Source organism: Xanthomonas protegens (assembly GCF_038442435.1).
GTDB classification, from domain to species: Bacteria; Pseudomonadota; Gammaproteobacteria; order Xanthomonadales; family Xanthomonadaceae; genus Xanthomonas_A; species Xanthomonas_A sontii.
Genome location: NZ_JAQJCQ010000014.1, coordinates 18,606 through 44,876, shown reverse-complemented (window position 1 = coordinate 44,876; position 26,271 = coordinate 18,606). Strand labels below are relative to the sequence as shown.

Genomic DNA, 26,271 nt, shown 5'->3' with positions numbered 1-26,271 from the left:
CGTGCCGCCCCGCGCGCGCGGCCCCAACGAGAGTTCGCCATGACCGCTTCCACCGCCAACGCCTCCGCCAACTTCGATCAGGCCGAACTGGACAAGTTCGGCGCCCTGGCCACCCGCTGGTGGGATGCCGACGGCCCGCAGAAGCCGCTGCATGCGCTCAATCCGGTGCGCCTGCGCTACGTCGCCGAGCGCCTGCCACTGCGCGGCGCGACGGTGCTGGACGTGGGCTGCGGCGGCGGCCTGCTCAGCGAGGCGCTGGCCAAGGAGGGCGCGCAGGTCACCGCGATCGACCTGTCGCCGGAGCTGATCAAGGTCGCGCGGCTGCACCAGTTCGAATCCGGGGTCGAGGTCGACTACCGCGTGCAGTCGGTCGAGGACTTGGCAGCGGCGCAGCCGGGCAGCTTCGACGCGATCACCTGCATGGAGATGCTTGAGCACGTGCCCGATCCGGCGGCGATCGTGCGCGCCTGCGCGACCCTGCTCAAGCCGGGCGGACAGCTGTTCCTGTCCACGCTCAACCGCACCCCGGCCGCGTTCGCGCTGGCCATCGTCGGTGCCGAGTACGTGGCGCGGTTGCTGCCCACCGGCACCCATCGCTACCAGGATTTCATCAAGCCGGCGGAGCTGGCCGCGTGGTTGCGCCAGGCCGAGCTGCAGCTGCGCGACGTCAGCGGCCTGGCGTATGAGCCGTGGCGCAATCGCGCACGGCTGTCCTCGCGCACCGAGGTCAATTACCTGGCGTGTGCGGGGAAGCCGTGATTCGGGAGTCGGGATTGGGGATTGGCAACGGCGGGTGCCTGCGCCTGTGACGCACGCCGCGGACGATACCCAGGCATGCTTTCCGCGTGTGGTGCTGTTCGATCTGGATGGCACGTTGCTGGACAGTGCGCCGGATCTGCTGGCTGCCGCCAATGCGGTGCTGATGGAGCATGGCCGTGCTGCGCTCGACCTGGCGCAGTTGCGGCCGGTGGTGTCCAAGGGCTCGCGGGCGATGCTCGGCGTCGCCTTGCCTGATCTGCCCGCCGCGCAGCGCGATGCGCTGATTCCGGCATTCCTGCGCCACTACGAGGCGCTGATCGGCCGCCATTCGCAGCTGTTCGATGGCATCGCCGCGTTGCTGCAGCGGCTGGAGGCCGCGGGCAGCGTGTGGGGCATCGTCACCAACAAGCCCGAGGCGCTGGCACGGTTGATCCTGCCGCAATTGCAGTGGGAGCAGCGCTGCGCGGTGCTGATCGGCGGCGACACGCTCTCTGAGCGCAAGCCGCATCCGCTGCCGCTGCAGGTCGCCGCACAGCGCCTGGGCGTGGCCCCGCACGAAGTGGTCTACGTCGGCGACGACGAACGCGACATCCTCGCCGCACGTGCCGCCGGCATGGCCTCGGTGGCGGTGCTGTGGGGTTACCGGCTGGACGAGGACGATCCGCTGGCCTGGCGCGCCGACGCGATGGTCGCCGCGCCGGCCGAGCTGTACGACGCCGCGGCCTGGCCGGTCAGCGCCGCCGCGTCCTGAAACCGGTGCTGTCGCCGCGTTCGCGGCGATGCTGCGACCGCGGTGTCGCCGCCTGCACGCCGACGCCGCTCGGCATCCACCGGTCGCGCACGTAAACTGCGTGTTCTGCGCGACAGCCGCGCTCACTTCCCCGTTGCGCGAGGCCTTCGTCGCGCGCGCCTGAACCCGGATTCACCGATCGCATGAGCAGTTCGTCCGCCCTGGATGCCTTCCTCGACAAATGGCGTCGCCGCTGGCCGGAATGGGCCGTGGCCGAGGCCTTCGTGCCGGCGCCGCAGCGTGCCCGCACCGTGGCCTGGTTCGCCCTGCTGCAGGAGTTCGACGACATCCTCAACATCGCCGGCGACCCGCTGCCGGCCGACGCCAAGCTGGCGTGGTGGGGCGAGGAACTGCGCAGTTGGGCCGGGCAGCGTTCGCGGCATCCGCTGGGCCGGGTGCTGGAGCCGGTGGCTGCGCCATGGACACAACTGGCCGAGGCCTTGCCGAGCCTGCCGCAGTCGCGCGCGGCCGCGGCCGACACCGCGCATGCGCTGGAGCGGCTGGAGCCGTTCGCGCAGGCGGTGGTTGCGGTCGAGCGCGCGTTGTTCGAGGCCCCGGCCGAGGGCGCCGCGGTGCCGGTCGCGCTGCAGGTGCTGGCGCAGCGCCTGCTCGAGGGCGGCGCCGCCACCGCGCCGCTGGCGCTGCGCGGCGGCGATGAGGCGCAGCAGCGCCAACGCTGGGCGCAGGCGTTGCTGAAGCCGTGGCCGCGCCGCGTGCGCGGGCCGCGTCCGCGGCGCATCCTGTCGGCGCTGGCGCGTGCGCGGATGGTGCAGCAGGCGGCCGCCACGCCCAGGCCGCCGGGACAGATGTCGACGCTGTGGCGCGCCTGGTGGGCCGGGCTGGGCTAGGGCCTACCAACACTCTTCGACTACGTCGGGTTGGCCTGCCAGGCCCAACCCGAAGGGCCGCGGTTGCGCGCGCGCCGCGGTGTCATCACTCAGGTCTGGACGGACGTCCACGTCCTCGCGCGTCCTTGCAACAGGTACGCGCAACCGCGACGCGGCATGCGCGGGCAGGACGACACGTGCCAGCCCGCGCCGCCTAGCTTCAGGGCGCGCTGCCGGCGCCGCTGTTGCCGTACTCGTAGAAACGGTTGGCCGAGGTGCTGCAGTTGCTGCTGCAGTACGGACGGCCGATGGTCGAGGCGTTCCACGGCGCGCTCTTGCGGATGTGCCCGCCCAGCGTCGAGTCGCGGATCACCACCTTGCCGTTGGGCGAGGTGCCGTCGACGTAGTTGGACAGGCTGCCCACGCTCTCGTCCCAGGCCCGGCCCAGCCACACCGTGCCGCTGCCCGGGTTGCCGACCGCATCGAAGGTGCTGCCGATCGCCAGGAAGCCGTAGCTGCTGCCCGGGCGGGTGCTGGGCGCGAAGATCACGCCGCCGTCGTTGGTGCCGCGGCGCGCGGCGGTGTAGCGGATGGTGCTGCCGGCGAACACCGCCACGCCCGAGCCGAAGATGAAGTCGGTGTCGCCCTCGATGATGCCGCCCTTGACGTAGGCGCGGATCACCGTGTTGGCGCTGCCGGCGCTGATCAGCAGGGTGTCCTGGTTGCCGGTCAGCACTACGTTCTCCAGCACCGCCTTGTCGCCGCGCAGCGCCAGCGCCACCGCCGACTGGTTGCTGCCGCTGTAGGTGCCCTCGACGTAGCTGTTGACGATCGCCAGGTTGCGCGCCTGGAACTGCGCCGCGCGCACGGTGACGGTGCCGCTGTCGGAGGTGCCGACGGTGCTGCTGGCGGCGTTGCTGGCGCAGGGATGGGTGGCGCTGCCGGTGGGCTTCGGGGTGGGGTTGGCGTTGCCGAAACGGATCGTGGTGCTGGCCGGGCTGCCGCCAAGGCCGAACAGCGTGAGCGGCGGCGCCGCGGCGGGCACGCAGACCACTTCGGTGTAGGTGCCGGGCGCCACGCTGATGTAGCGGCGCATGCTGCCACCGGCGGCGACTGCGGCGTCCACCGCGGCCTGCACCGTGCGGTAGCGGGTGCTGCCGTCGGCCGCCACCGCGTAGTCGGCCTGCAGCAGCGCGACGCCGGCGCTCGGATCCCAGTTGTCGGTGACCAGTGCGCCGATCGGTCCGGCCTGGGCCAGGTGGCGGGCGACGGTCTGGTTGGCCGCCTCGCTGCTGGTCAGTTGCGGGCGCGACGCGGTTCCGGTCAGCGCCGGGGCATCGGTGACGACCCCGGCCGCCAGGGCGAGGGTGGAGGAAAGCAGCAACCAGCGCGATACGGTCATGGGAAGCCTCCGCTCAAGGATAAGGGCCCGCGGCGACGCCTGGAATGATACCGGTGTCATCCGGTCGCCTGATCCGGCGTCGTCAGCGGACCGGCGATGGTAGGGGCGTTCGCGCGTCGACGCCGGCCGATGTCGCAGCCAGAGCTCGGTTGTGTCGCTTCCATCACGATCGCGGATCCGCCGCACGTGCGGCGCGCCGGTTGGTGGGGGCGTGGAGGGCGATTCCCACGCCAAAACGCGACGGCTGCAGGCGCTCTAGACCCCGCGGCGGCGGACAGTCGCCGCACTGCCGCATGGATCTGCGCGCCGTGTGCCGCCCTACTTTCCGGCGTGACGGGGCTGTGAATTTGGATACGAGCGCCGTCGCGGCTTGCGCTACCCTCGACGCCGATCCCACTTGGAAGTCGTCGATTGAAGCGCCTGTGCCGTTGGTGCTGCCTGTTGCTGTGCCTGGGGCTGGTCGGGTCGGCGCTGGGGCAGGAACTGTTGTTGCAACGGCTGGCCGCCGACCCTCCGCCGCCGGAGGTGGTGGCGGGGCGCCACGATGCCGCGTTCGTCGACGCCGGCCATGGCGCGACCCTGTACGAGCGCAGCAAGCAGCCCACTTGGTGGCGGATCCGCGCCGACCATGCGATCGGCCGCGACGGCCAGCCGCAGTTGGTGCTGCAGTCGCCCTACCTGACCCGGGTCGAGGCCTGGGTGCCGGGGCGCAGCGCGCCGACCCGTCACGCGATCTACGGCGCCGACGCCGACCTGCGCTACTCCACCCGGGCCCTGGTGATCGCCTTGCCGCAGGGGCTGCCGGCCGGCGCCTCGATCTGGCTGCGGGTGCATGCGCCGGCGGCGATGCCGATGCCGGTGGGCATCGCGCCGCTGGCCCAGGTGCAGCGTGAGGATCTGCACTACGTCGGCTGGCGCGCCTTCATCCTCGGCTCGACCGCGGTGCTGGCGATCCTGGCGATCGCGTTGTGGGCGCGTCTGCGCGAGTCGATCTACGGCTACTTCACTGCCAACGTGATGTGCGTGCTGCTGTACCTGCTCGGCCTTGGTGGCGAGGCGCGCGCGGTGCCCGGCCTGGCCAGCGTGTTCGCGTCCTCGCCGACGCCGATGCGCATCGTCGCCGCGCTCGGCGGCTTCTTCATCATCACCTTCCAGCGCCGGCAACTGGAGATGCGCCGGCAACTGCCGCGACTGGACCGGGTGCTGCGGCTGTGCGCGCTGTTCCTGCTCGGCATCGCCGTGGCCTGCCTGTTCTCGGACTCGGGGATGCTGAGCCTGCTCGGCAATCTCGGGCTGATCGTCGGTGCGGCGCTGCTGCTGCCGTGTTGCCTGCTGCTGGCCTTGCGCGGGCAGCGCTACGCCTGGCCGCTGCTGGCTTCGTGGACGCCGCTGTGGATGCTGTGCGTGCTGCGCTGCCTGGAACTGACGGGGTGGTTGCGCCTGGACGTGGCCGCGCCGGTGCTGGCGCATGGCATCAGCCTGGCGTTGGCGATCTCCTGCCTGCTGGTGACCTTCGGTCTGGCCGAGCAGATCCTGGAGCTGCGTCGCGACCGCGACCGCGCCAGCCGCATGGCGACCGTGGACGAACTCACCGGCATCCTCACCCGCGCCGCCCTGCAGCAGCGTCTGGCCGAGGCGCTGCAGGACGCCGCGCGCGGCGACCGGCCGCTGGCATTGGCCTATATCGATATCGACCATTTCAAGCGCATCAACGACATCCACGGCCACGCCGGCGGCGACGCCTGCCTGCGCTGGGTCGCCGCCTGCGCGCGGGCACGCCTGCGCAGCACCGACACGCTCGGCCGCCAGGGTGGCGACGAGATGCTGCTGCTGATGCCCGGCGCCACCCTGGAGGCCGCGCGGCGCGTGGCCGAGGACATCCGCCAGCACGTCGCCGCGCAGCCGCTGCCGCGCGAAGGCCAGGCGCTGTCATGCACGCTGAGCGTCGGCGTGGCGCAATGGCAGCGCGGCGAGAGCGTGGCGGCGCTGTTGCAGCGGGCCGATGCCGCGCTCTACGCCAGCAAGGCCGCCGGCCGCAACCGCGTCAGCGTGTCCACCCCCAGCCACCACGTCACCCACCAGGAGCCTCAACCATGACTGCGCAGACCGATTTGCCCGCGTTCGCTCCCGATCAGTTGCAGGTCGGCGACATCCTGTTGCAACTGGGCTGCGGCCCGGTATCCGAACTGATCGCCTGGTGCGGCGACAGCATCTACAGCCATGCCGCCATCGTCGCCGATCAGGGCGATCTGATCGAGGCGGCGGCCAGCGGCGTGCGCCGCTATCCGCTGTCGCAGCGGCTCACCGACACCACCAACTACCTCATCATCGACGCCTACCGGCCGCTCAGCTACGCCTGCGTGGCGCTGGACGATGCCGACCGCGCCAGCGTGCTGGCCAAGGCGCAGTCGCTGCTGGGCGTCCCGTACCCGCTGGACAGCCTGGCCACGCTCGGCCTGCTGGTCGCCATCCGCGGCAAGTGGCCGCAGCACTGGCTGGCGCGGGTCGTGGTGCGCGAGGCGCTGGACCATCTGGTCCGCGACAACCCCTCGCACATGGTGTGCAGCGAGGTGGTGTACCGCGCGCTGGCCGAATGCGACGCGACGCCGCCGGGCCGGCTGGCGCCGCAGATCGTGCTCAGCGGGCCGACCCACATGCCGTTCCCGGATCTGGACTGGAAGGCGCTGTGGGAAGAAGTCTGGCAACTGCTGCATCCGCACCGGCAGCAGGCGCTGGGCGACATCGCGCAGCGCCTGGCGGCGGTGGAGGGCGCACCGGCCAGCCTGGCCGCCTCGGCACTGACCACGGTCGCCGACGACGACCTGCTGAGCCGCGCCAACGCGGTCCGCACGGGGCTGGGCCTGCCGCCATTGCCGCCGGTCACCGACCAGGTGGACGACAACGGCAGTCTGCTGCGGGAAGCCGGCGAAGAAGCGCCGGGAACGCCCTTGCCGCATCCCAATCCCAAGCTGGTGATGCCGCTGGACTTGGCCAACAGCCCGTCGCATGTGGTGCTGGGGCGACTGCTGGAGGTGGTCACACCGGCCTAGCGGAAGGCTGCGGGCAGCAAGCCCCTCTCCCCTCGGGAGAGGGGTTGGGGTGAGGGTACGGCCTCGCGCCACACCGCCCGTGCCGCGCGCAGCCATTCGAGCAAGCGCCGGCGAGCCTGGCCTCCGCCGCTTGCGTTCCTGCGCCGAGATCCGACGCCCCAGCCGCTGCGCGACGTGGATGCCGCTCAGCGTTGCAATGTCGAAGCGACTTCAGGACATCTGTAGGAGCGGCTTCAGCCGCGACAGGCGTTACCGGGAATGCCCGTCGCGGCTGAAGCCGCTCCTACAAAATGCATGCGCTGCTGTACGTCACTGCCCCTGATGAACGCGCCGCCGCGCGCCAGCGCACCTGACGCACCAACGCTCTACGGCTGCTTCGTGCGCTCCAGCACCAATAACGGGTCGATGCGCACATCGAACCAATTCATCCCCCAATGCAGATGCGGCCCGGTCGCACGACCCGTGGCACCCACCGCGCCGATCACCTGGCCCTGGGCGATGCGGTCGCCGACTTTGACGTCGATCCGCGACAGGTGCAGGAAGTTGGAACTCACGCCATAGCCATGATCCAGCAGCACGGTGCCGCCGGTCAGGTACAGGTCGGGGGCGGCGAAGGTGATCACGCCGGCGGCCGGGGCCTTGACCGGGGTGCCGGTGGGCACGGCGATGTCCATGCCCGAATGCCCGGCGCCGGGCTGGCCGTTGTAGACCCGGGCATTGCCGAAGCGGCCGCTGATGCGGCCCTGCACCGGCCAGATGAAGGGTGCGGCGAAATCTGTGCGCGGGTCGTCGCGGTCGCGCGCGGCGGTGACCTGCGCCTGTTCGCGCTTGATCCGCTCGGCGATCGCCGGCGGCGGGTTCACCGTCTTCGGCGGCACGCCGTTGACCTGCTCCAGTGGCCAGTCGCGCGGCGTCACCGCGATCTCGACCGTCTCGGTCCCGCCGTCCGGGCGCTGCACGGCGATGCGCAGCGGACCGCGCTCGTCGCGGCCGATGCCGAACACCACGCTGCCGTAATCGCTGACCCGCAGGGTGCGTCCGGCGTATTGCACGCGGCTGCCCGGCGCGACCTTGCCGATCACCAGCGCGCCCTGCGAGGCGCTGCGCGGGAACACGCTGCGCGCTTCGGCACCGGCCGCGGCCGGCGTCTGCGCGTGCAGCGCCGGGGCGAGCGGTGCGGTCAGCAGGACCAGCGCCAGTGCGGCGCCGGCCACCAGGGCGCCGCGCATCAGCGGTCGAACGCCAGGCGCTGCCCGTTGGGGCTGCCGACCAGGCGGGTCCCGTCCCAGGCCAGCACGCCGTTGACCCAGGTCGCGGCGATCTTGGAGCGGAAGCTGCGGCCTTCGAACGGCGACCAGCCGCACTTGGACAGCACGTCCTCGCGGCGCACGGTGAACGCGGTGTCGTCGATCAGCACCAGGTCGGCGTGGTAGCCCTCGCGTAGGAAGCCGCGTTCGCGCACGTCGAACAGCAGCGCCGGCGCGTGCGCGAACTTGTGCACCACCTGGGCCACGCTGAGCCGGCCCTCGTGGACCAGCTCCAGCGCCGCGACCAGCGCGTACTGCACCAGCGGCAGGCCCGACGGCGCCTGCGCATACGGCTTGCTCTTCTCTTCCCAGGTGTGCGGGGCGTGGTCGGTGGCGAGCACGTCGATCACGTCCTCGGCGATCGCGCGGATCAGCGCCTCGCGGTCGCTGGCGTCCTTGATCGCCGGGTTGCACTTGATCAGGTTGCCGAGCGTGGCGTAGTCGGCGCGGTCGAAGCGCAGGAAATGGATGCAGGTCTCGGCGGTGATGCGCTTGCCCTGGATCGGGCCAGGCGTGAACAGCGCCAGCTCGTCGGCGGTGGAGATGTGCAGCACGTGCAGGCGGGTGCCGTGCTTCTTCGCCAGCGACACCGCCAGCTGCGAGGACTTCAGGCAGGCCTCGCGCGAGCGGATGTCCGGGTGCATGTCCGGGGTCAGCGCCTCGCCATACTTTTCCTTGAACGCGGCCAGGGTCGCGTCGATGGTCGGGGTGTCTTCGCAGTGGGTGATGATCGGCGTTGGCGCGTCGCGGAAGATCGCGTCCAAGGTCTGCGGATTGTCGACCAGCATGTTGCCGGTGGAGGCGCCCATGAACACCTTGATGCCGGGCGCGGTCTTCGGGTCCAGGGTCTGGATCGCGGCCAGGTTGTCGTTGCTGGCGCCCAGATAGAAGCCGTAGTTGCCCCAGGCGCGGCCGTGCGCGGCGTCGTACTTGGCCTGCAGCGCGGCGGCGTCGAGCGTGGGTGGGTTGGTGTTGGGCATGTCCATGAAGCTGGTCAGGCCACCGGCCACCGCCGCCGCCGATTCGGTGGCGATGTCGCCCTTGTGGGTCAGGCCGGGTTCGCGGAAGTGCACCTGGTCGTCGATCATGCCGGGCAGCAGCCAGCGCCCGGCGGCGTCGATTACGGTCTCGCCCTCGCGCGCGGCCAGCTGCGGGGCGATCGCGGCGATGCGGCCGTCGGCGATGCGCAGGTCGCCCTGGGTTTCGCGGCCTTCGTTGACTAGGCGCGCGTTGACGATCAGTGTGGAAGCGGACATCAGTGTTTTCCTTGGCAGCGGCAGGGTGGCGGCGCCGTGGGGTCGGGCACCGGGTCGAACCCGCCAGGATGGAAGGGATGGCAGCGGCCGACGCGACGGGCGGCCATCCAGCCACCGCGCAATGCGCCGAAACGGGCGATGGCGGTCACCGCGTACGCCGAGCAACTGGGCACGAAACGGCAGCGCGGCCCCAGCAGCGGGCTGATGAAGCGCTGGTACAGGCGCAGCAAGGCGATAAGAGCGCGGGCGATCACGCCACCATGATATGCCACTGTGCTCGACTAGGCGGGTCGCTCGGCGTATACGCCGCGTTGTTGCCGCGGGGGGTAGGGTAGGCTATAAAGGCCCGCTTTCCCGGGCCCCGGGAAGACCAAGGAAGAGCGTTCGTGGCTGCTAAAAAACCTGCAAAGAAGGCCGTCCAGGCCGCCAAGAAGCCCGCCAAGCCCGTCGCCAAGAAAGCGCCGGTGTCCGCCGCCAGCAAACCGCTGAAGAAAGCCGCGCCCGCTAAGTCGGCGGCCAAGGCTGCGCCGGCCAAGCCGGCCAGCAAGGCCGTGGCCAAGAAGCCGGTGGCCAAGCCGGTCGCTGCGTCGCCGGCCAAGTCCGCTCCTGCCAAGAAGGCTCCGGCCAAAAAGGCGCCTGCCAAGCCGGTCGCACCGGCCAAGGCCGCCGCCAAGCCGGCAGCGAAGGCGCCGGCGGCCAAGCCTGGCGCCAAGGTCGCCAAGCCCGCGGCCGCTCCCGCCAAATCCAAACCGGCCACCGCCTCTGCCGCACCTGCGGTGACCACCTCCGTACCGAAGTCGGCGCCCAAGCCGGCTGCGGCCAAGCCTGTCCCGGTCAAGCCCGCCGCGCCTGCCGCAGCACCGGCCTCCAAGCCCGTTGCCGCCAAGTCCGCCGCGCCGTCGACCCCGCCACAAAAGAATCCCGTGTCCGTTTCGAAATCCTCCGCGAAAACCCCCACCAAGTCCGAATCCACCCCGAAGGCGCCGGTCGCCAAGCCCACCGGCAAGGTTGCCGTCGCCGTGACCGCCAAGTCCAACACCCCGGCCAAGCCGGCCAAGTACAAGGTGGTCGAGTACAAGACCGACGAGGCCACCGGCCGCCCGATCCTGCCCAAGGGCTACAAGCCGGCGGCGGACGAGGAGTACATGAGCGCGCTGCAGCAGGAGTACTTCCGCCAGCGCCTGCTCACCTGGCGCGCCGACCTGGTCGAGGAATCCAAGCAGACCATCGAGAACCTGCGTGACGAGGTCCGCGACATCGGCGACGAAGCCGAGCGCGCCACCCGCGAAACCGAGAACTCGCTGGAACTGCGTACCCGCGACCGCTACCGCAAGCTGATCGGCAAGATCGACAGCACCCTCAAGCGTCTGGACGCCGGCGACTACGGCTACTGCGTGGACACGGGCGAAGAAATCGGCCTGGAGCGCCTGGAAGCGCGTCTGACCGCCGAGCGCACCATCGACGCGCAGGAGCGTTGGGAACATCTGCAGAAGCAGCAGGGCGACTGAGTCCGCGCCGCTCCGACGTGTCAAGGCAAGGCCCCGCTCGCGCGGGGCTTTGCGTTTTCAACCCCCCCGTCAGGGCGGAGCGTCTGCTGTTTGCTGCCGCGTGTAGCGGTAGTGCCACTCCTCCTGCACGACCGCCCATCGATGCGCGATGCGCAGCCGTGCGCCCGTCCTGCCGCCGCAGCCGTTCGCGGCCGCGTGGGCAGGCTTCCGTTGGCAGGCGCGGCCTATCCCGGCATGGACGACGGCGCCCTTCAGCGCACGCCGTTGATCAGGCCGCTTTGCGCGTCCTTGCGCAGTTGCACGCCGGGCAGGGCGAAGCTGTCCAGGTCCTGCTTGGTGGCTGCGAGGTCCAGCCCGACGATCGCCGACGTATCCGGATCGACCTCCAGGCCCAGTGGCATCGCGGCGAACTGCACGTAGTCGCGGCTGGCGTTCCATTGCGGCTGCCCGCCGATGGCCTGCAATACCCGATCGACGTGCGTACCGGCCGGCTGGCCGAGCAACTCGAACGGCAACGGCGCATCTGGAGTGGCGAAGGCGATCAGGTTGGTGACCCGGTCGTTGCGAAAGCGCACTGCCAACTGGCTGTAGCGGAGAGCGGTCGCCGGCCGCGGTTGCTGCGCCAGCAGCACATTGAGCCCGCGCGGGTACAGATACACCACACTGAGCGTGTCCGGATGTGCCGCATCGCTGCGGGTGATGTCCGGCTGGCCCAGTGCGGCCAGCACCTGTTGTTTGCGCATGCCGAGCGCGACTGGTCCGAGACGCGCGCACGGCGTGGGCAGGGTGGCCGCGCTGCTGGAGCCTGCAAAGGCCTGATGCAGCGCGTGCGTGCAGGCAGCCGCATCGCTGCCGGCGGCATGGGCCTGCGAGTAGGCCATGCAGAGAGCGAGCAGGCCGAACAGCGGGAAGAACCGGGATGCCATGAGAAATCTCCGTGACGGATGGTGCGTGGCGAGGACGGGAGCGCTCCCGTCCTCGCCACGGGGGAGTTAGTTGCCGTGCCAGCCTTCGCGGTGCCCGTAGGCGGTGATGAACGCGTTGCGCTGGTCGCTGCTCAACGATGACCACTGATCGGACGGATTCAGGCCCGAGTTGGTGGTGATGGTGGTGATCATCTCCGAGGTCGGATTCTCGCTCGGCGGCGACCAACTGGTGATGAGGTCACTCAGCGTGGCGGTGCCGCCGGCGTTGTTGTTGAGGCGGTCCATATTGGCTGCCGCGGCGTCCAATCCGGCTTGCGGGCTGGAGAAGATCGCAAAGCCACGGTCGTCGCCGAGCGTGCCGTGATTGTCCGCGAACGTGCCGGACCGGATGTCCAGCGGGTTGTTGTCGCGATTGGGGTGGGTGCCGGTGATTTCCTGCGTGGTGCCATCGGCCGCGGTATAGGTCACCGTGGTGCCGCTGGCCGACGCGGACGTCGCGGGCTTGTCGTTGCTGCCGGCACCGTCGCCGTCGCTGCCATCACCGTCGCCACCGTCGCCGTCTCCGTCTCCGTCTCCGTCGCCACCATCACCGTCGCCACCGTCGCCTTCACCGCCTTCACCGCCTTCGCCTCCCTCGCCACCTTCTCCTCCCTCACCGCCTTCGCCTCCTTCACCGCCCTCGCCACCGCCCTCCGACTCCACCGGTGCGATTTCGTCGCTGGTGGCCATCTGTGCGGCCGCGGTCTTGTGCATCGCCATGTGGTGATGGTGATGGGTCTTGGCTTTGGCGTGGTGGGTTTTCTTGTGCGCCTTGGCGTGGTGAATCGAACTGGACAACGGATGCGCGCCGATGGATGTGCGCGTGCCGCCTGCAACCATATCGATTTCGATGATATCGAGCGTTCTCATGTTGATCCTTGAACAGAGGTGCAGGAAAAGCGCCGTTCCCGCTTCGGCTGATCCGTTGCGCGCGGCGTGGCCGACGATCGGATCGGTTCATGCTGCGTGCGGCACGTCCCAGGCGCGGGCAGGGCGTAGGCCCGGTCCTGCGCTTGGCGACGCGTTCGAACGCAAGAAACGTGGGGCATGCGGCTGCGCCAGGCGACAAGGACGGCGCCGCCATGTCGCACGCTGCGCCGCGCGTGGGCTGCGAACACCAGGGCGAACCGCGGGAGCGGGCACCGTGCGGTTCCCCGCACTGCGTCCTGCAGCAATGGCGTCAGCGCCTATCCGGCGGCTACATCCGCTGGGTGGTCGTCGCCCCCTCGCTGGAGCACACCAAGGCCAGGTCCAGGCGGCGGACCGTCCAATGCGACGGCGTGTCCATCGTTCCGGTCGCATGGAGGTGATAGGACGGGCAGTCGGCATCCTCCTCCGGGTTGTTCTTGATATCGCAGTTGCCTTCGATCAGGAAGGCGTTGCTCCCTTCGGCGCCGGTGCGAGCAAATTTCAGCGCAGGACAGTCCGCGAACAGCCTCGACAGGACGATGTCGTTCTTCAGCACATAGGCGATCGCCTGTTCTCCGCCTGCGTGAGAGGAGGCTTGTTTCGCCTGCGACGATCCTTGCACGGCGACGACGAGCGCCAGGGTCATGCAGATGCGCGGTAACCAGAAAGACGTCATACGCAGAGCTCCGATGGGCGATTGTCTCCCGGGCTGGCGTGCGCCGGCCCGGGAGAGGGTGGGGGCGTGTTACTTGAAGACGCTGATGTGGACGTGGGTGGTGTCGCCGGTCTCGCGGCTCGCGGCGGTCCAGTCCGCGGTGGGACTGGAGCGGATGAAATTGCCCGCAGGGCCTTCCACGTAGCTCACGTTGGGATTGGCCATTGCCGCATTCTCCAGCGCCTGGGCGTTCTGGAGACCTTCGCCGCTCGTCCCGACATGGACGTCGTTGATGATGTTGATGTCGACGGCGTTGCCCGTGTAGTGGGCGGAATTGGGGTTGTGGCTGCCGTTGGTCGTAGCCGAGATATCGATGCTGTTGACGCTCTGGTCGCCGTCGAGCACCGAGCCCAGGGTCGAGGCCATTTTGGAGGTGACCGGGTTGTTGCTGCTCGAGCCGTCCTGGGTGTTCTGGTAAGTGATCGAGACCGTCCTGCCATCGGACGTCGTATGGCTGCTGCCTATGCTGGTATCGGCCGGGCCGTTGCCGTCGGCATCGTCGCCGTCGTCGTAACCGCCGCTGCCATCGCCTTCGCCGCCTTCGCCTCCCTCACCACCTTCACCACCTTCACCACCTTCACCGCCTTCACCGCCTTCACCTCCCTCGCCACCTTCACCGCCTTCCCCTCCCTCTCCGCCTTCGCCGCCCTCCCCACCTTCGCCGCCTTCACCGATCGGTTCGACCTCTTCCATCCGTGCCATCTGCATGGTCGCGGACTTGTGCATCGCGGCGTGGTGGTGATGGATCCTGGCCTTGGCGTGGTGGGTCTTGTTGTGCGCCTTGGCATGGTGGATCGAACTGGACAGCGGGTGTGCGCCGATCGATGTGCGCGTCCCGCCTGCGACCAGATCGATTTCGATGATATCGAGCGTTCTCATGGTGATCCTCGAACAGGTGTGCGGGGAAGGTGCCGTCCTCGCTTCGGCTGATCCGCGCATGCGACGAAGGCGCCGCATGCGTGGACCGATCCCGGTCATGCGTGCCGCACGTCAGTATGCGACGAGGGCGGGGCGCGCGGGTTGCGCGTGCGCATCGCCCAGGCGCTCGAACGCATAGAGATGGTTCATGTAGGTCGACACGTAGATGCGCCGTTCGTCCGGCGAAACCGCGACGCCGTTGGTCACGGCGTCCGGCAATTGCAGTACGCCGACGGTTTCGAGCGTGTCGATGTCGATCTCGACGACGCGGCCGCCGTTGCTGCCGACGATCACCCGGTTGCCGATCCGCTTGGGCGAGGCGTACACCCGCGAGCGCAGGTTGATCTTCTTGATCAACTGCATCGTGTCGATGTCGATCACGTACAGATGGCGATCGCCCGATCCGCAGAACAGCTTGTTGCCGGCGAACAGTGGCGTGGTGTAGCAGATTTCGTCTGTCTGCCATTCGCCGCGCTTCTCGCCCGTGGCCACGTCCAGGACATAGATGGACTTGTCGAACGAGGCAAACGCGGTCAGCCCACGACGTTCGTCTACCGCGGGCGCGTACTTCACCGAGCGCCGCGTCTTGAAGCGCCAGGCGATGCGTCCTGTCCTGGCGTCGAGCGCAAGCGTCTCATGGTCCGCGCTGCCCCAGATGACCAGATCGCCGCCTTCCCAGTAGCCGGGCGATCCATGCTGCAGCTTCTGCACCTGGTGCTCCCAGATCTTTTCGCCGGTGTCCATCGCATAGGCGGCGAGACTGCCCTGCGCCCATGGGCGGACGTATTCGATGCCGACGTACATCAGCTTGTGGCGTGGCACCAGCAGCGGCGAAGCGCCGACCCAGTCGCCGTCCGGATGCGTCCAGATTTCCTCGCCGCTGGCCGCATCCAGGCAATAGACGGTGCCGTTGTAGGCGCCAAAGTACAGGCGCCCGTCATGGTAGGCCGGGCAAGACCAGATGCCCTTCTTGGTGTACGCCGCGCCGGTCACCGGGTATTCCCAGACCAGTCCGCCGGTCTCGGCGGAGAATGCCTGCATCTTGGCGGCGTCGCAGCCGCGGTAGATCATGTCGCCGACCAGCAGCGGCGCGGACTTGGGGACCACGTGGAAGGCGAAGCCCCCCGGCGTCGCCGTCCGCCAGAGCTCGCGGTACGCCTGGGTGGGATGCGGCGCGCTTTGTTCCGGCGGCAGGTCGAAGTCCTTGAGGGTGAACAGCGTTTGCACCGAGATCGCATGCGTCTTGCGCCACTGCATGCCGGCGTTGGACAGGAAATCGACCACCACGAACACCTCGTGGAGCGCGTGTCCGGCCGCCGCAATCACCGCGCGCGCCTTCTCGGCGCTGTTGCCGGAATTGAGCGAGTCGTCGACCAGCACGATGGGCAGATCGAGCACGTCGCCTTCGATGGCGTTGCCCATGCCGGTGGTCTTGCGGTCCTTGCGAATGATGAAGCCGTTGACCGGGCCGCGTTCTTTCGGGGCGGTCAACAGCAGCGCGGTGAGCAGCGGGATTGCCGCGGTTTCCAAGCCGCCGAGCTGGAAGGGTGGGCGCGCGGCGTTGCGCTCCCAGAACGCTTCGGCGATCTGCTCGAGCGCAGCGCGTCGCATGAACACCCGGCGCAGATCGAACAGCCAGAGGTAGGAGCCACCCTTCTTGGTGATGAGGGGGATGTTCTCGGCGCTGGTGTGCAGGCCGACGGTCTGGATCAGGTCCCGAAGCGATTGCATGGTCATCGTTCAGCCCTGCTGGGATGGGAGGATGTGGGTGATGGCGGATCAGGGAGACGCCGGAGCGTCGACCGAGCCGAGATAGCGGTCCACGGCCGGTCCCCAGATCGCGGAACCTCCGTGGCCGAAGAACAGATGGTGACCGTCATCGCCGAAGGCGGCCGGCGTCACCAGGACGGCATGGCCGCCTGCCTCGGTGAAGGCGCGATGCAGCGACGCGGCGAGTTCAGGCCCGAAGAAGCTGTCGTTGGCCGTATAGATCCACAGCATCGGCGTGGTGGCCTGTTGGCCGAACGTGGTGGCTGCCGCGATCAGCCTGTCAGGGTGGCAGTTGCTGTTGGGCCGGTCGTGGAAGTGGCCGCCGCGACCGCCGGCCATGTTGACGAATGCGCCGACGTTGGGATGCGGCAGGGTCTCGTACGCCAACGTGCCCCAGCCGCCCGCCGACTGTCCGACCACGACGGCGCCGGTCGGGCTGTAGTCGGGTAGCGCGGTCAGGACGTCCACGATGCGTTTGAGCTGGCGTGCGGTTTCCAATCCGGCCTTGACGTAGTCGGCGCGGTCGCAGCCGTCATAGCCCTCGCTCCAGGGACCGCCGGTGGCGCCGTAGCCGAGGCGCAGGACCAATGCCACGGCGTAGTGGCGTCGCAGGAACCAGCGTGCCGATTCGCCATCGCAGGTTTCCAGGGTCATGCCGGGTCGATCGGATGCCTTGGCCGGTGAGCCGTGTGCGATGACCACGACGCGCGGGCGGCGGACACCGGCAGGGCGGCACAGCCGTCCCTGCAAGGTCCAGGGATGTCCGTCCGGATCGGCGATGGGGATCTGCAACGGTTCGCCAAGATCGGCACGCGTGCCGCCGAAACCGCTCGCCGAGGCGATGCAGGGCGCCATGGCGCATGACAGCAGTGCGGTCGTGGTCAACATGCAGCGCAGGCAGGCAGACGACATGGTGGATGTTCCCGGTGGGTCGGTATCAGCGCCGGACGCGCCGCATATGGAAGGTAATGGTCGAGCACAGCGTCGGGCACTCCCGTGCCGGGGCACGCGAGGCACGGGTGACGGCGCCATCGAACAACACCAGCCGACCAGGACGCGGGCGGATCGAGATGCACTCGCGCGCAGTGTCGTAGAACACGGTTTCACCCGCCCAGTCGTCTTTCCATTCGGCGCTGGCGTAGAGCAAGGCGACACGCTCCTGATCCGACGGCTTGGCGTAGTGGTGCGCCACGCCGTCCTGTCCATGCGTGTGGCCGGTCACGTAGGCGCGGACCAGGCCGTAGTCCTGCGCGAGGTTGTCCTTGATCTGCGTCCAGACCTCGTGGAGCGCTTCCATGCCCGGGGTCGCCGCGAGGACGTCGTCGTGGATGGCGCGCTCGTGCGCTTTGCGGCTGCCGCACAGATGGATATGCCAGGACGGCGCGGCGTCGCCGAGCAATCCTGGATAGATGCCGTAGGACCAGCCGCCGCGACCGCGCAGCAGTTCCGGCAGATGCTGGACTTCGACGAAGTTGTTGACGACTTGCAGGGACGACGCTTCCGGCGCTGACACGATGGCGACCTCACGTTGGCGATACGGGATGGGACGATGTGGCACGGCGAACTGGCCGTCGTGCCGGCGGCAAGCTAGGAGGTGACGGGCGCGCGTGGCGCATGCGCAGCAGGCTGACGCGTGCGGACTGCTCCTTCGTGCAATTCGATGACGCGATCGGCGTGCGCGATCGTTTCGGGGCGGTGCGCGATGACGATGCGGGTGATGTTCAGGGCCTTGATCGCCTGGTTGAGCTGGCGTTCCAGCGCCAGATCCAGATGGCTGGTCGCCTCGTCCAGCACCAGGATGTGCGGGCGCCGGTACAGCGCGCGCGCCAGGAACAGGCGTTGTTGCTGGCCGCCGGAGAGCGAGGATCCCATGTCGCCGACCAGGCTGTGGTAGCCCATCGGCATGGCCATGATGTCCTCGTGTATGCCGGCCAGGCAGGCGGCCTCCTCGATGTCCTGCGGCGTGGCGAGTACGTCGAACATGCTGATGTTCTCGGCGATCGAACCGGTGAACAGATGGTCGTCCTGCATCACGCTGCCGGTGATCGCGCGGTAGCGGGACTTGCCGAGCCGGCGCAGATCGAGGCCGCCGATCTCGATCGCGCCCTGTTGCGGATCGAGCAGGCCGAGCAGCACTCTCACCAGGGTGCTCTTGCCGCACCCGGATGGGCCGACGATGGCGACCGATTCGCCTGCCTGCACCGCAAAACTGCACTCGCGCAGGATCCAGGGCTCGCCTTCGGCATAGCGGAAGCTGACCTTGTTGAAGGCGATGCTGGGCTGCGGCAGCGGACCCGAATGCTCGCTGGTGGCATGCGCCTCGGGCGGCGTCAGTACTATGTCGGCCAGTCTCTCGGCCTGCAGACGCAGCATGCGCAGTTCGATCGCATAGTCGACCAGGCTGGCGACGCGGCTGCTGAACTGGTCTCCGTAGGCCACGAAGGCGGTCAACATGCCCACGGTGAACTGGCCTTTCAGTCCCAGCCACGCACCCAGCCAGAGAACGCCCAGGCGCTGCGCGCCTGCCGCCAGGTTCTGCAATGCGGTGAACAGCATGTCCAGGCGCTGCACGGCGATGGAGGTGTTCAGCGTGTCGGTCGCGGCGTTGAGGTAGCGCGCGGTCTGCTCGGCTTCCTGGTTGTTCAGGCGGATCGTCTGCACGCCGCGGACCGCCTCCAGGAATCGGCTGTGCTGCTTGGCGGTGACGGTGATCTGGCTGAGGTTGGCCTCGCGGTAGACGCGGAAGTACAGCAGCCGAAGTGCCGCATACACGGCGACCGCGCCGAGGACGATGGCCGACAGCAAGGGGCTGTAGACGAACAGCACGACCAGGGTGACGCTGGCGAGCAGTCCGTCGAGCAGGATCTCGACGAAGCGGGTGGTGAGCGTCTGCTGGATCGTATCGATCGCACCGAAGCGGGACACGATGTCGCCGAGATGGCGCGTGCCGAAGTAGGACTGCGGCAGGCGCATCAGATGCTGGAACACGTTACCGGTCCAGCCGAGGTTGAAGTGCGTGCTGAGCCACATCACGGTCCAGCTGCGTAATGCCGATACCAGGGTTTCGAGCACGATCAGCAAGGCGAAGCTCAGACCGAGGAACGTGAGCAGGTCGTGGTCGCCGTCGGCGATCACCTGATCCACGACAAGTTGCATGAACAAGGGCACCAGGAGCGCGAAGACTTCCAGGACCAGGGCCAGCCCGAAGATCTGCGCCAGTCCGCGGCCCAGCCCCTGCACCGAGCCGGCGAGCGCGCGCAGCGACACCGGCGGCGTCTCGCGCTGGCGCTGGAAGGTCGGCCCTCTGGAAAACTCGATCGCCACGCCGGTGAAGTGCCTGCCGACGTCGCTCATGCTCAAGGTGCGCACGCCCACCGCGGGGTCGTGCACGACGATCCCGTGCTTGCCGACGCTGCGCAGCACCACGAAGTGATCCATGTCCCAGTGCAGCACGCAGGGCGTCTGTAACTGACCGAGCTCTTCCAGGTCCAGCCGAAGTGGCCGGCATTGCAGCCCAAGCGCATGCGCGATCTCGATCAGGCGTCGCGCGGTCATGCCCTTCAGCGACAGACTGAAGCGGCGCCGCAGCGCGGGCAGATCGGTATGGTGTCCGTGATACCCGGCGATCATCGCGATGCAGGCCAGGCCGCACTCTGCGGCTTCGGCCTGCAGCACGTTCGGCAGGGCGCGCGTACGCCAGAAGCGCAGTTTCGCGGCGCGCGCGTCCTGCGCGCTCGCGGTCTGTGCTGTCGTGCCGTGATGCGTGGGGGCTGCGTTCATGCGCCACTGCTCCAGCGATGGCCCATGCCGTACAGCGGCTCGAAGATCCATTCGACGATCCGGCGCCGGTCCAGCAACATGTCCGCATCCAGCGCCATGCCCGGGCGCAGCGGTTCCTTGCGTCCGTACGCCTCGACGTTCTGGTCCGCCAGGTCCACGCGGGCCAGGTACAGCGGATCGGAGGAGGGCGGATTGCCGCCGCCGAGCAGCAACGTGACTTCGCCAGGCGTCAGTGCGCTGCGCGAAACGCTGCTCACCACGCCGTGGTGCAGGCCGAACTTCTGGTAAGGGAACGCCTGGTAGTGCAGGGTGACCTGGATGCCCGGATGGACGAAGCCGACGGCCTGGCTGGGAACCAGGATCTGCGCCTGCAGGGCCGAGCCGTCCGGGACGATGGCCAGCAGCGGTTGGCCCAGCGCGACCGAGGCGCCGGGTTTGACCAGCAGGGTGGAGACCGTGCCGCTGGCCGGTGCGCGCAGCTCGCTGGCGCGCGCCGCTTCGTTCTGCGCCAGCGTCTGCTCGACTTGGGCCAGCTGCCGGCGCAAGTCGTTGAGCTTGGCAGACACCGCCAGCGGCAGTTGATTGAGTTGGTCGTTGAGCACGCTCAGTTGCTGCTGCGTACTGGCGCGCTGCTGCTGCAGCGAACGCAACTGCGACTCGTCGGCGAGCAGCGCCGATTGCTCCTGCTCGACCTGCAACGCCGGGATGTAGCCGCCGGCGACCAGGCCCGACCATTTGTTCACCAACTCCTGCACCAGCTGCATCTGCTTCTTCTCGATCGCGATCTGCGCATCGATCTGAGTCAGTTGCTCCTTCAGTGCGGATTGCTGCGTGCGGTTGTCCTCTGCCTGCTTGTCCTCGAGCCGCTGGGTGTCGCCGATGTCCTGGCGCAGGCTGCCGGCCTGGCGTTGCAACTGCGCGCTGACGCTGGCCGCCGTGTTGCCGAGCGCCTTGCTGGTGTGCTCGCCGGACAGCGAGACCAGCACCTGCCCACTCGCGACCCGGTCGCCTTCGGCGACGCCGACGTGGTCGATCACGCCGAGCGTATTGGCGGTCAGGCTGATCAGGCCGGCGCGCGGGACCAGAAGCCCGGTGACATGAACGCGCTGGGTGTAATGGCCAAAGAACAGCCACATCACAATGGCGGCAGCGATGCCGAGCGCGACGACGGTCCAGGCCCGACTCGAAAGTGGCGTCGCCAGTCGCACCGTCCCCAGCCATGCCTGGCTCCGGGCGTCCACTGCCTCGTCACGGAAAAGCGAATGTTCCATTCGGCTGATTCCATCCGTGTTTCATATGGGAGCCGCGCGTTTCGAGGCGCGTCCATTTTCCAGAAGCGGGTTGAAACTTAATTCGGAGGAGATAATTTCGGGGCCTTCTTTCGTCTTCCTTTCTGTGTTTGCGGGCTTTCCATCTTGTCTACAAAATGCGTTTTACCGGTGCCGGGTGGTGGAAAAATACGCCATGAAATTCAGTCGCTTGTCATCGGAATTTCAGTGCCGTGCGTGGCTTTGGAAAGGCTTTAAATGAGCCTGTCATGACGGTGTCGCATAATGGCGACTGTGGTATATCGCCATGTCGCCGCCGACAATCAATGTCACTGCTTGAAAACTATTTCCATTATGTATCCTCGCTCGGTTCGATAACGGAGCGTCGCGCTTGAACGGTCATGCCGACGTGGCCGGAACAGGGGGGCGCAAACGCCGCCGTCGTTGGCGCTGGCCGATCCTGATCGCCCTGTCATTGCTGGCGGTCGTTGCGCTGGGGCCGCGGGTCAGCGTGGCCTTGCCGCAGGTGGCGGCGCCGGCGGTGCCGCAGGATCCGCTGGCGCTGCAGGCCTGGATCGATGCGCGCGAGCGCGCCACGCCGGGGCTGCGCCCGGACAACCAGGCGCGGATCGTCTGGGCCGATCCGGCGCATCCCGGGCGACGCGCGTGCGCCATGGTCTATCTGCATGGCTTCACCGCCAGCCAGGGCGAGGGCGCGCCCACCCACGTGCGGCTGGCGCGCAGCTTCGGCTGCAATCTGTATCTGCCGCGCCTGCCCGGGCACGGCCTGGTCGCGGCCGATGCGCTGCGCGGCGTCGATGCCGGGCGCCTGCTCGCGGGTGCGGCCGAGGCGCTGGCGGTGACCCGGGTGCTGGGCGACCGGGTGGTGGTGATCGGCAATTCGATGGGCGGTGCGCTGGCGACGCAGGCGGTGGCGGCGAATCCGCGCCAGGTGCAGGCGCTGGTGCTGTGGTCGCCGCTGGTGCGCGAATACGGCGATCAACTGCAGCCGATGTTGTGGCCGTGGGGCGCGCAACTGTTGGCGTGGACGCACAACGGCGGCGATCCGATCCTGCGCTATCCGGTCGACAGTGCCTACTGGGCGGACGCCACGCACCTGGACGGCTACCGCGCGCTGGCAGCGCTGACCCGCGGCGGCATGCAGTCGGCGACCTATGCGCGCATCCATGTGCCGGTGTTCCTGGGCTACTACTATCGCGACCCGCAGCACCAGGACCGCACGGTGTCGGTGGCGGCGCTGCAGGCGATGTTCAAGCAGCTGGGAACGCCACCGGCCTTGCGCCAGGCAGTGGACTTTCCTGGGGCGGACAATCACGTGCTGGCCTCGCCGATCCGCTCGCATGCCGTGCCGGCGGTGTTCGCCGCCACCTGCCGGTTTCTGGAGGGGCAGGGCGGCCTGGTGCAGCCGGCCGGCGTGCCGGATTGCGCGCATGCCTGGGCCGATGACGAGGCGCAGGCGCGCGCGGTGGCGGCCGCGCGCTGAGCGTGGTCGTTGTGGCGAATCGAGGGAGCAGCGCGGTGCGGATCATGCATCGGCGCCAGGGCGCGTGATGCATGAAGGGTCGAGTCGTTTCGCGCCCGAGAAGCGACGACGCGCAGGCGCGCCGTCAGTCACTTCTACTGCAGGTCGCGCAGATCCAGATTGCGCAGTTTGGGTGCCTTCCAACTGGTGACGCCGACCACGCCAAGCGTGACGCAGCCGCCCAGCACCACCGCCGGTACCAGGCCGATCAATCGCGCCATCACGCCGTCGTAGAACGCGCCCAGTTCGTTCGACGAGCCGATGAAGATGCCGTTGATCGAGGACACGCGGCCGCGCATGGCGTCGGGCGTGGCCAACTGCAGGATGGTCTGGCGCACGATCACCGAGACGCCGTCGCACATGCCGTAGGCCAGCAGGATCGCCGCCGACAGCCAGAAGTGCCGCGACAGGCCGAAGGCGATGGTGCACAGGCCGAAACCGGCCACCGCCAGCAACAGTACGCGCCCGGCATTGCGCTGCAGCGGGTGCCGCGCGAGCCACACGCCGACCAGGATCGAACCCAGTGCAGGCGCGCCGCGCAGGATGCCCAGGCCCTCGGGGCCGTAATGCAGGATGTCGTGGATGAAGGCCGGCAGCATGGACACCGCGCCGCCCAGCAGCACCGAGAACATGTCCAGGGCCATCGCGCCGAGCATGATCTGGTTGGAGAACACGAACTGCGCACCTTCGGCGATGCTGCGGAAGATCGGTGCGCGCGGGCCTTCGTGCACCGGCTCGGACACGCGCAGCAGCCACAGCGCCAGCAGCGCCGCGCTCGAGGCGCCGATGGCGGTGCCGTAGGCCAGGCTCTTGCCGCCCCAGCCGACCAGCAGGCCGCCCAGCGCCGGGCCGATCACCATGCCGGCCTGGAACGCGACGCTGCCGACGCTGGCGCCGCGCGCATAGGCCTCGCGGGGCAGGACGCGGGCGAACAGCGCGTTGTACACCGGCGACAGGAAGGCGCGCGCGGCGCCGGTCAGCGCGATCGCCGCGTAGATCGGCCACACGCCCTGCGCCGACAGCCAGCCGCGGCTCACCGCCAGCAGTACCGCCGCGGTGGCGACCAGGCCGACGCTGGCGAGCATGCCCAGGTAGCGCCGCGGCAGGTGGTCGACCAGGTAGCCGGCGAACGGGGCGATGCAGAAGAACGGCAGGATCTCGGCCAGCCCGATCAGGCCCAGCGAGAACGGATCGCGGGTGATCTCGTAGATGTGCCAGCCGACCGTGACCGCGACGATCTGGTAGGACAGCATCGCCAGGATGCGGTAGGCCAGCACCAGGGCGAAGCCGGGGTGCGCCAGCAGCGTGCGCAAGGTCTGCGGTGGGGTGGGCAGCGGCACGCTCATGCCTGCTGGGCGCGCGCGGTGTCCTGGATGAAGGCCAGCAGCGCGGCCAGGCCGTTGCTGCGGGTCGGCGACAGGTGCTTGCCCAGGCCGATGGCGGCGACGAAGTCCGGCGCGGTGGCGAGAATGTCCGCGGCGCTGCGCCCGGAATAGACCCGCAGCGCCAGGTAGATCAGGCCGGAGACGATCGCCGAGTCGCTGATCGCATGGAACACCAGGCGCTCGGCATTGCCCTCGGGCACGATCCACACCATCGACTGGCAGCCGTGCAGGCGGTGCTCCTCGGTCTTCCAGTGCTCGGGAAAGGCGGGCAGCTTGCGGCCCAGGTCGATCAGGTACTGGTAGCGCTCGGACCAGTCGCCGAAGAAGCCGAATTCCTCGGCGATGGCGGCCTGGGCGTCGGTGGACGTGGGTTCGAGCGGAAAGTCGGTGTCGGTCATAGCAATCCAAGATCAAGCGATGTAAGCCCCTCGCCCCCCGGGAGAGGGGTTGGGGTGAGGGTCCGAGCGCAGCCTCGCGAACTGTCGATGCGAGTCGCTTCGCCCGTACCCTCATCCGCCCCTTCGGGGCACCTTCTCCTGGTGGGAGAAGGGAACAGCCGTGCGCCTTCTTTCTACGAGGGACCGGTCACCCACGCTTCCAGCGTACGCCCTGCGGCGTGTCCTCCAGGACAATGCCGGCGTCGGCCAGTTCCTGGCGGATGGCGTCGGCGCGGGCGAAGTCGCGGGCCTTCTTGGCATCGCTGCGGGCGTCGATCAGTGCCTGGATGCGGGCGTCGTCGTCGCTGCCGGCACCCTGGAACCAGACCTGGGGATCCTGCTGCAGCAGGCCCAGGGCCAGGCCGGCGCCGAGCAGGCGGCCCTTGGCCTGGCGCAGCGTGTCCGCACGTTGCATGGCATCGGCGGGGTCGGGGCCGCCGGCCGGCGCCGCCTCGCGCAGCGCCTGTCGCGCCTGGGTCGCCAGGCTCGACAGCACCGACAGCGCCAGTGGCGTGTTGAGGTCGTCGTCCAGTGCTTCTTCGATCTCGGCCGGAATGACGGCCTCGGCGTCGATGGCCTGCAGATCGCGCAGCGTGCCGTACAGGCCGTCGAGCCGGGCCACCTGGGCCTGGATCAGGGCGTCGGACCAGTCCAGCGGTTGCCGATAGTGGGCGCTGAGCAGTGCGCAGCGCAGCGCCTCGGGCGGGTGGCGCTCGATCAGGTCGTGCACGGTCTCGATGTTGCCCAGCGACTTGCTCATCTTGGCGCCGCTGAAGGTCAGCATGCCGTTGTGCAGCCAGACGCGGGCGAAGGTGGCGCCGCCGTGGGCGCATTCGCTCTGCGCGATCTCGTTCTCGTGGTGCGGGAACTGCAGGTCGACGCCGCCGGCATGGATGTCGATGGTCTCGCCCAGGTGCGCGGCGGCCATCGCCGAGCACTCGATGTGCCAACCGGGCCGGCCGCGGCCCCACGGCGAGTCCCAGCCCGGCAGGTCGTCGCTGGAGGGCTTCCACAGCACGAAGTCGCCCGGGTCGCGCTTGTACGGGGCGACCTCGACGCGGGCGCCGGCCAGCATCTCTTCCGGGTCGCGCCGCGACAGCTTGCCGTAATCGGCGAAGCTGGCCACCGCGAACAGCACGTGGCCTTCGGCGGCGTAGGCATGGCCGCCGGCGATCAGCCGCTCGATCATCGCCACGATGTGCGGGATGTGCGCGGTGGCCGCCGGCTCGATGTCCGGCGGGGTCACGCCCAGCGCGGCCATGTCCTGGCGGTAGATGGCCGCGAAGCGGTCGGTGATGGCCGAGATCGGCACGCCCTGCGCCTGCGCGGCGGCGTTGATCTTGTCGTCCACGTCGGTGATGTTGCGGGCGTAGCGCAGCTTGCCGTAGCGGCGTCGCAGCAGTGCCGCCAGCACGTCGAACACCACCGGTCCGCGGGCGTTGCCGATGTGCGCGTAGTTGTAGACGGTGGGGCCGCAGACGTAGAGCGTCGGGCCGGCCACCGGATCGAGCGGTTCGAAGGCGTCGACCCGGCGGGTCAGGTTGTTGTGCAGGCGCAGGCTCATCGGCATCGGCGGTGGGGAAACCGTCCGATTCTACCGGCAGCCGTCGCCAGGCGGGCGCGCCGCGCGCCTGTCGGCTCGCGTTCAGCCCGACGCAAGCCGCCATGCCTACACTCATTGG

Annotated in this window: 23 protein-coding genes; 7 read left to right on the top strand and 16 right to left on the bottom strand. The window is 68.9% G+C overall.

The genetic code is table 11. The features are described from left to right. Positions 1–39: 39 nt before the first annotated feature. From ubiG to PIQ37_RS15755, 3 genes are all read left to right on the top strand, one after another. Positions 40–759, top strand: coding sequence for a bifunctional 2-polyprenyl-6-hydroxyphenol methylase/3-demethylubiquinol 3-O-methyltransferase UbiG (gene ubiG, locus PIQ37_RS15765; RefSeq protein WP_342074172.1), 720 nt, complete (start codon positions 40–42; stop codon positions 757–759). Positions 760–805: 46 nt separating this feature from the next. Continuing rightward, positions 806–1,510, top strand: a complete 705-nt coding sequence (locus PIQ37_RS15760) for a phosphoglycolate phosphatase (protein WP_342074171.1) — start codon at positions 806–808, stop codon at positions 1,508–1,510. A gap of 182 nt (positions 1,511–1,692) precedes the next feature. Beyond that, positions 1,693–2,397: an isoprenoid biosynthesis enzyme family protein gene (locus PIQ37_RS15755; protein ID WP_342074170.1), complete on the top strand. Its 705-nt coding sequence runs from the start codon at positions 1,693–1,695 to the stop codon at positions 2,395–2,397. Between the two features lie 199 nt (positions 2,398–2,596). On the opposite strand, the gene PIQ37_RS15750 is transcribed toward PIQ37_RS15755, so the two are convergent. After that, positions 2,597–3,778, bottom strand: coding sequence for a putative acyl-CoA thioester hydrolase (locus PIQ37_RS15750; RefSeq protein ID WP_342074169.1), 1,182 nt, complete (start codon positions 3,776–3,778; stop codon positions 2,597–2,599). A gap of 411 nt (positions 3,779–4,189) precedes the next feature. Between PIQ37_RS15750 and PIQ37_RS15745 the strand changes: the two genes are divergently transcribed. Further along, positions 4,190–5,875 carry a sensor domain-containing diguanylate cyclase gene (locus tag PIQ37_RS15745; RefSeq protein ID WP_342074168.1) on the top strand — a complete coding sequence of 562 codons (1,686 nt, stop codon included), beginning with the start codon at positions 4,190–4,192 and terminating at the stop codon, positions 5,873–5,875. Beyond that, positions 5,872–6,828, top strand: a complete 957-nt coding sequence (locus PIQ37_RS15740) for a hypothetical protein (protein ID WP_342074167.1) — start codon at positions 5,872–5,874, stop codon at positions 6,826–6,828. The genes PIQ37_RS15745 and PIQ37_RS15740 overlap by 4 nt, the downstream gene beginning before the upstream one ends. A 365-nt stretch (positions 6,829–7,193) precedes the next feature. Here the strand turns inward: PIQ37_RS15740 and PIQ37_RS15735 are convergent, their stop codons facing one another. Genes PIQ37_RS15735 through yidD form a run of 3 tightly spaced genes read right to left on the bottom strand, consistent with a single transcriptional unit; the run spans position 7,194 to position 9,663 of the window. Beyond that, entirely contained in the window at positions 7,194–8,057 is an 864-nt protein-coding gene (locus PIQ37_RS15735) for a M23 family metallopeptidase (RefSeq protein ID WP_342074166.1), read from the bottom strand. Beyond that, on the bottom strand, positions 8,057–9,391 hold the full coding sequence (locus PIQ37_RS15730) for a dihydroorotase (protein WP_342074165.1): 1,335 nt from the start codon (positions 9,389–9,391) through the stop codon (positions 8,057–8,059). The genes PIQ37_RS15735 and PIQ37_RS15730 overlap by 1 nt, the downstream gene beginning before the upstream one ends. Then, complete coding sequence (yidD, locus tag PIQ37_RS15725) at positions 9,391–9,663, bottom strand: membrane protein insertion efficiency factor YidD (protein WP_106407029.1); 273 nt, start codon at positions 9,661–9,663, stop codon at positions 9,391–9,393. The genes PIQ37_RS15730 and yidD overlap by 1 nt, the downstream gene beginning before the upstream one ends. Before the next feature lie 114 nt (positions 9,664–9,777). Here yidD and dksA point away from each other — a divergent pair, with 114 nt between their 5' ends. Then, positions 9,778–10,899, top strand: coding sequence for an RNA polymerase-binding protein DksA (gene dksA / locus PIQ37_RS15720; RefSeq protein ID WP_342074164.1), 1,122 nt, complete (start codon positions 9,778–9,780; stop codon positions 10,897–10,899). A gap of 251 nt (positions 10,900–11,150) precedes the next feature. Here dksA and PIQ37_RS15715 read toward each other — a convergent pair whose 3' ends face one another. The 9 genes from PIQ37_RS15715 to PIQ37_RS15675 form a co-directional block, all read right to left on the bottom strand. Beyond that, complete coding sequence (locus tag PIQ37_RS15715; protein WP_153752628.1) at positions 11,151–11,825, bottom strand: secreted signal peptide protein; 675 nt, start codon at positions 11,823–11,825, stop codon at positions 11,151–11,153. Positions 11,826–11,891: 66 nt separating this feature from the next. Further along, the gene (locus PIQ37_RS15710) at positions 11,892–12,734 is read right to left on the bottom strand and encodes a hypothetical protein (protein ID WP_342074163.1); all 843 of its coding nucleotides are present in this window, start codon (positions 12,732–12,734) and stop codon (positions 11,892–11,894) included. Between the two features lie 328 nt (positions 12,735–13,062). Then, on the bottom strand, positions 13,063–13,419 hold the full coding sequence (locus PIQ37_RS15705) for a hypothetical protein (RefSeq protein ID WP_342074162.1): 357 nt from the start codon (positions 13,417–13,419) through the stop codon (positions 13,063–13,065). A 99-nt stretch (positions 13,420–13,518) separates the two neighbouring features. After that, positions 13,519–14,367, bottom strand: coding sequence for a hypothetical protein (locus tag PIQ37_RS15700; RefSeq protein WP_342074161.1), 849 nt, complete (start codon positions 14,365–14,367; stop codon positions 13,519–13,521). 111 nt (positions 14,368–14,478) lie between these two features. Next, positions 14,479–16,137 (bottom strand): outer membrane protein assembly factor BamB family protein, encoded by a 1,659-nt coding sequence (locus tag PIQ37_RS15695; protein ID WP_342074160.1) that lies wholly within the window; start codon positions 16,135–16,137, stop codon positions 14,479–14,481. 48 nt (positions 16,138–16,185) lie between these two features. Further along, positions 16,186–17,088, bottom strand: a complete 903-nt coding sequence (locus PIQ37_RS15690) for a dienelactone hydrolase family protein (protein WP_342074159.1) — start codon at positions 17,086–17,088, stop codon at positions 16,186–16,188. Positions 17,089–17,113: 25 nt separating this feature from the next. Further along, a complete protein-coding gene (locus tag PIQ37_RS15685) occupies positions 17,114–17,734 on the bottom strand; it encodes a 2OG-Fe(II) oxygenase family protein (protein WP_226977843.1) in 621 nt (206 codons plus the stop codon). Positions 17,735–17,763: 29 nt separating this feature from the next. Continuing rightward, on the bottom strand, positions 17,764–19,956 hold the full coding sequence (locus tag PIQ37_RS15680; RefSeq protein ID WP_342074158.1) for a peptidase domain-containing ABC transporter: 2,193 nt from the start codon (positions 19,954–19,956) through the stop codon (positions 17,764–17,766). Then, on the bottom strand, positions 19,953–21,092 hold the full coding sequence (locus PIQ37_RS15675; RefSeq protein WP_342074157.1) for an HlyD family secretion protein: 1,140 nt from the start codon (positions 21,090–21,092) through the stop codon (positions 19,953–19,955). Before PIQ37_RS15675 ends, PIQ37_RS15680 begins: the two co-directional genes overlap by 4 nt. Positions 21,093–21,615: 523 nt before the next feature. On the opposite strand from PIQ37_RS15675, the gene PIQ37_RS15670 reads away from it, so the two are divergent. Beyond that, positions 21,616–22,728 (top strand): alpha/beta hydrolase, encoded by a 1,113-nt coding sequence (locus PIQ37_RS15670; protein ID WP_342074156.1) that lies wholly within the window; start codon positions 21,616–21,618, stop codon positions 22,726–22,728. Positions 22,729–22,862: 134 nt separating this feature from the next. On the opposite strand, the gene PIQ37_RS15665 is transcribed toward PIQ37_RS15670, so the two are convergent. From PIQ37_RS15665 to cysS, 3 genes are all read right to left on the bottom strand, one after another. Next, on the bottom strand, positions 22,863–24,113 hold the full coding sequence (locus PIQ37_RS15665; RefSeq protein ID WP_342074155.1) for an MFS transporter: 1,251 nt from the start codon (positions 24,111–24,113) through the stop codon (positions 22,863–22,865). Then, positions 24,110–24,550 carry a SufE family protein gene (locus PIQ37_RS15660; RefSeq protein WP_342074154.1) on the bottom strand — a complete coding sequence of 147 codons (441 nt, stop codon included), beginning with the start codon at positions 24,548–24,550 and terminating at the stop codon, positions 24,110–24,112. Before PIQ37_RS15660 ends, PIQ37_RS15665 begins: the two co-directional genes overlap by 4 nt. Positions 24,551–24,737: 187 nt before the next feature. Continuing rightward, on the bottom strand, positions 24,738–26,153 hold the full coding sequence (gene cysS, locus PIQ37_RS15655) for a cysteine--tRNA ligase (protein ID WP_342074153.1): 1,416 nt from the start codon (positions 26,151–26,153) through the stop codon (positions 24,738–24,740). Positions 26,154–26,271 lie beyond the last annotated feature (118 nt).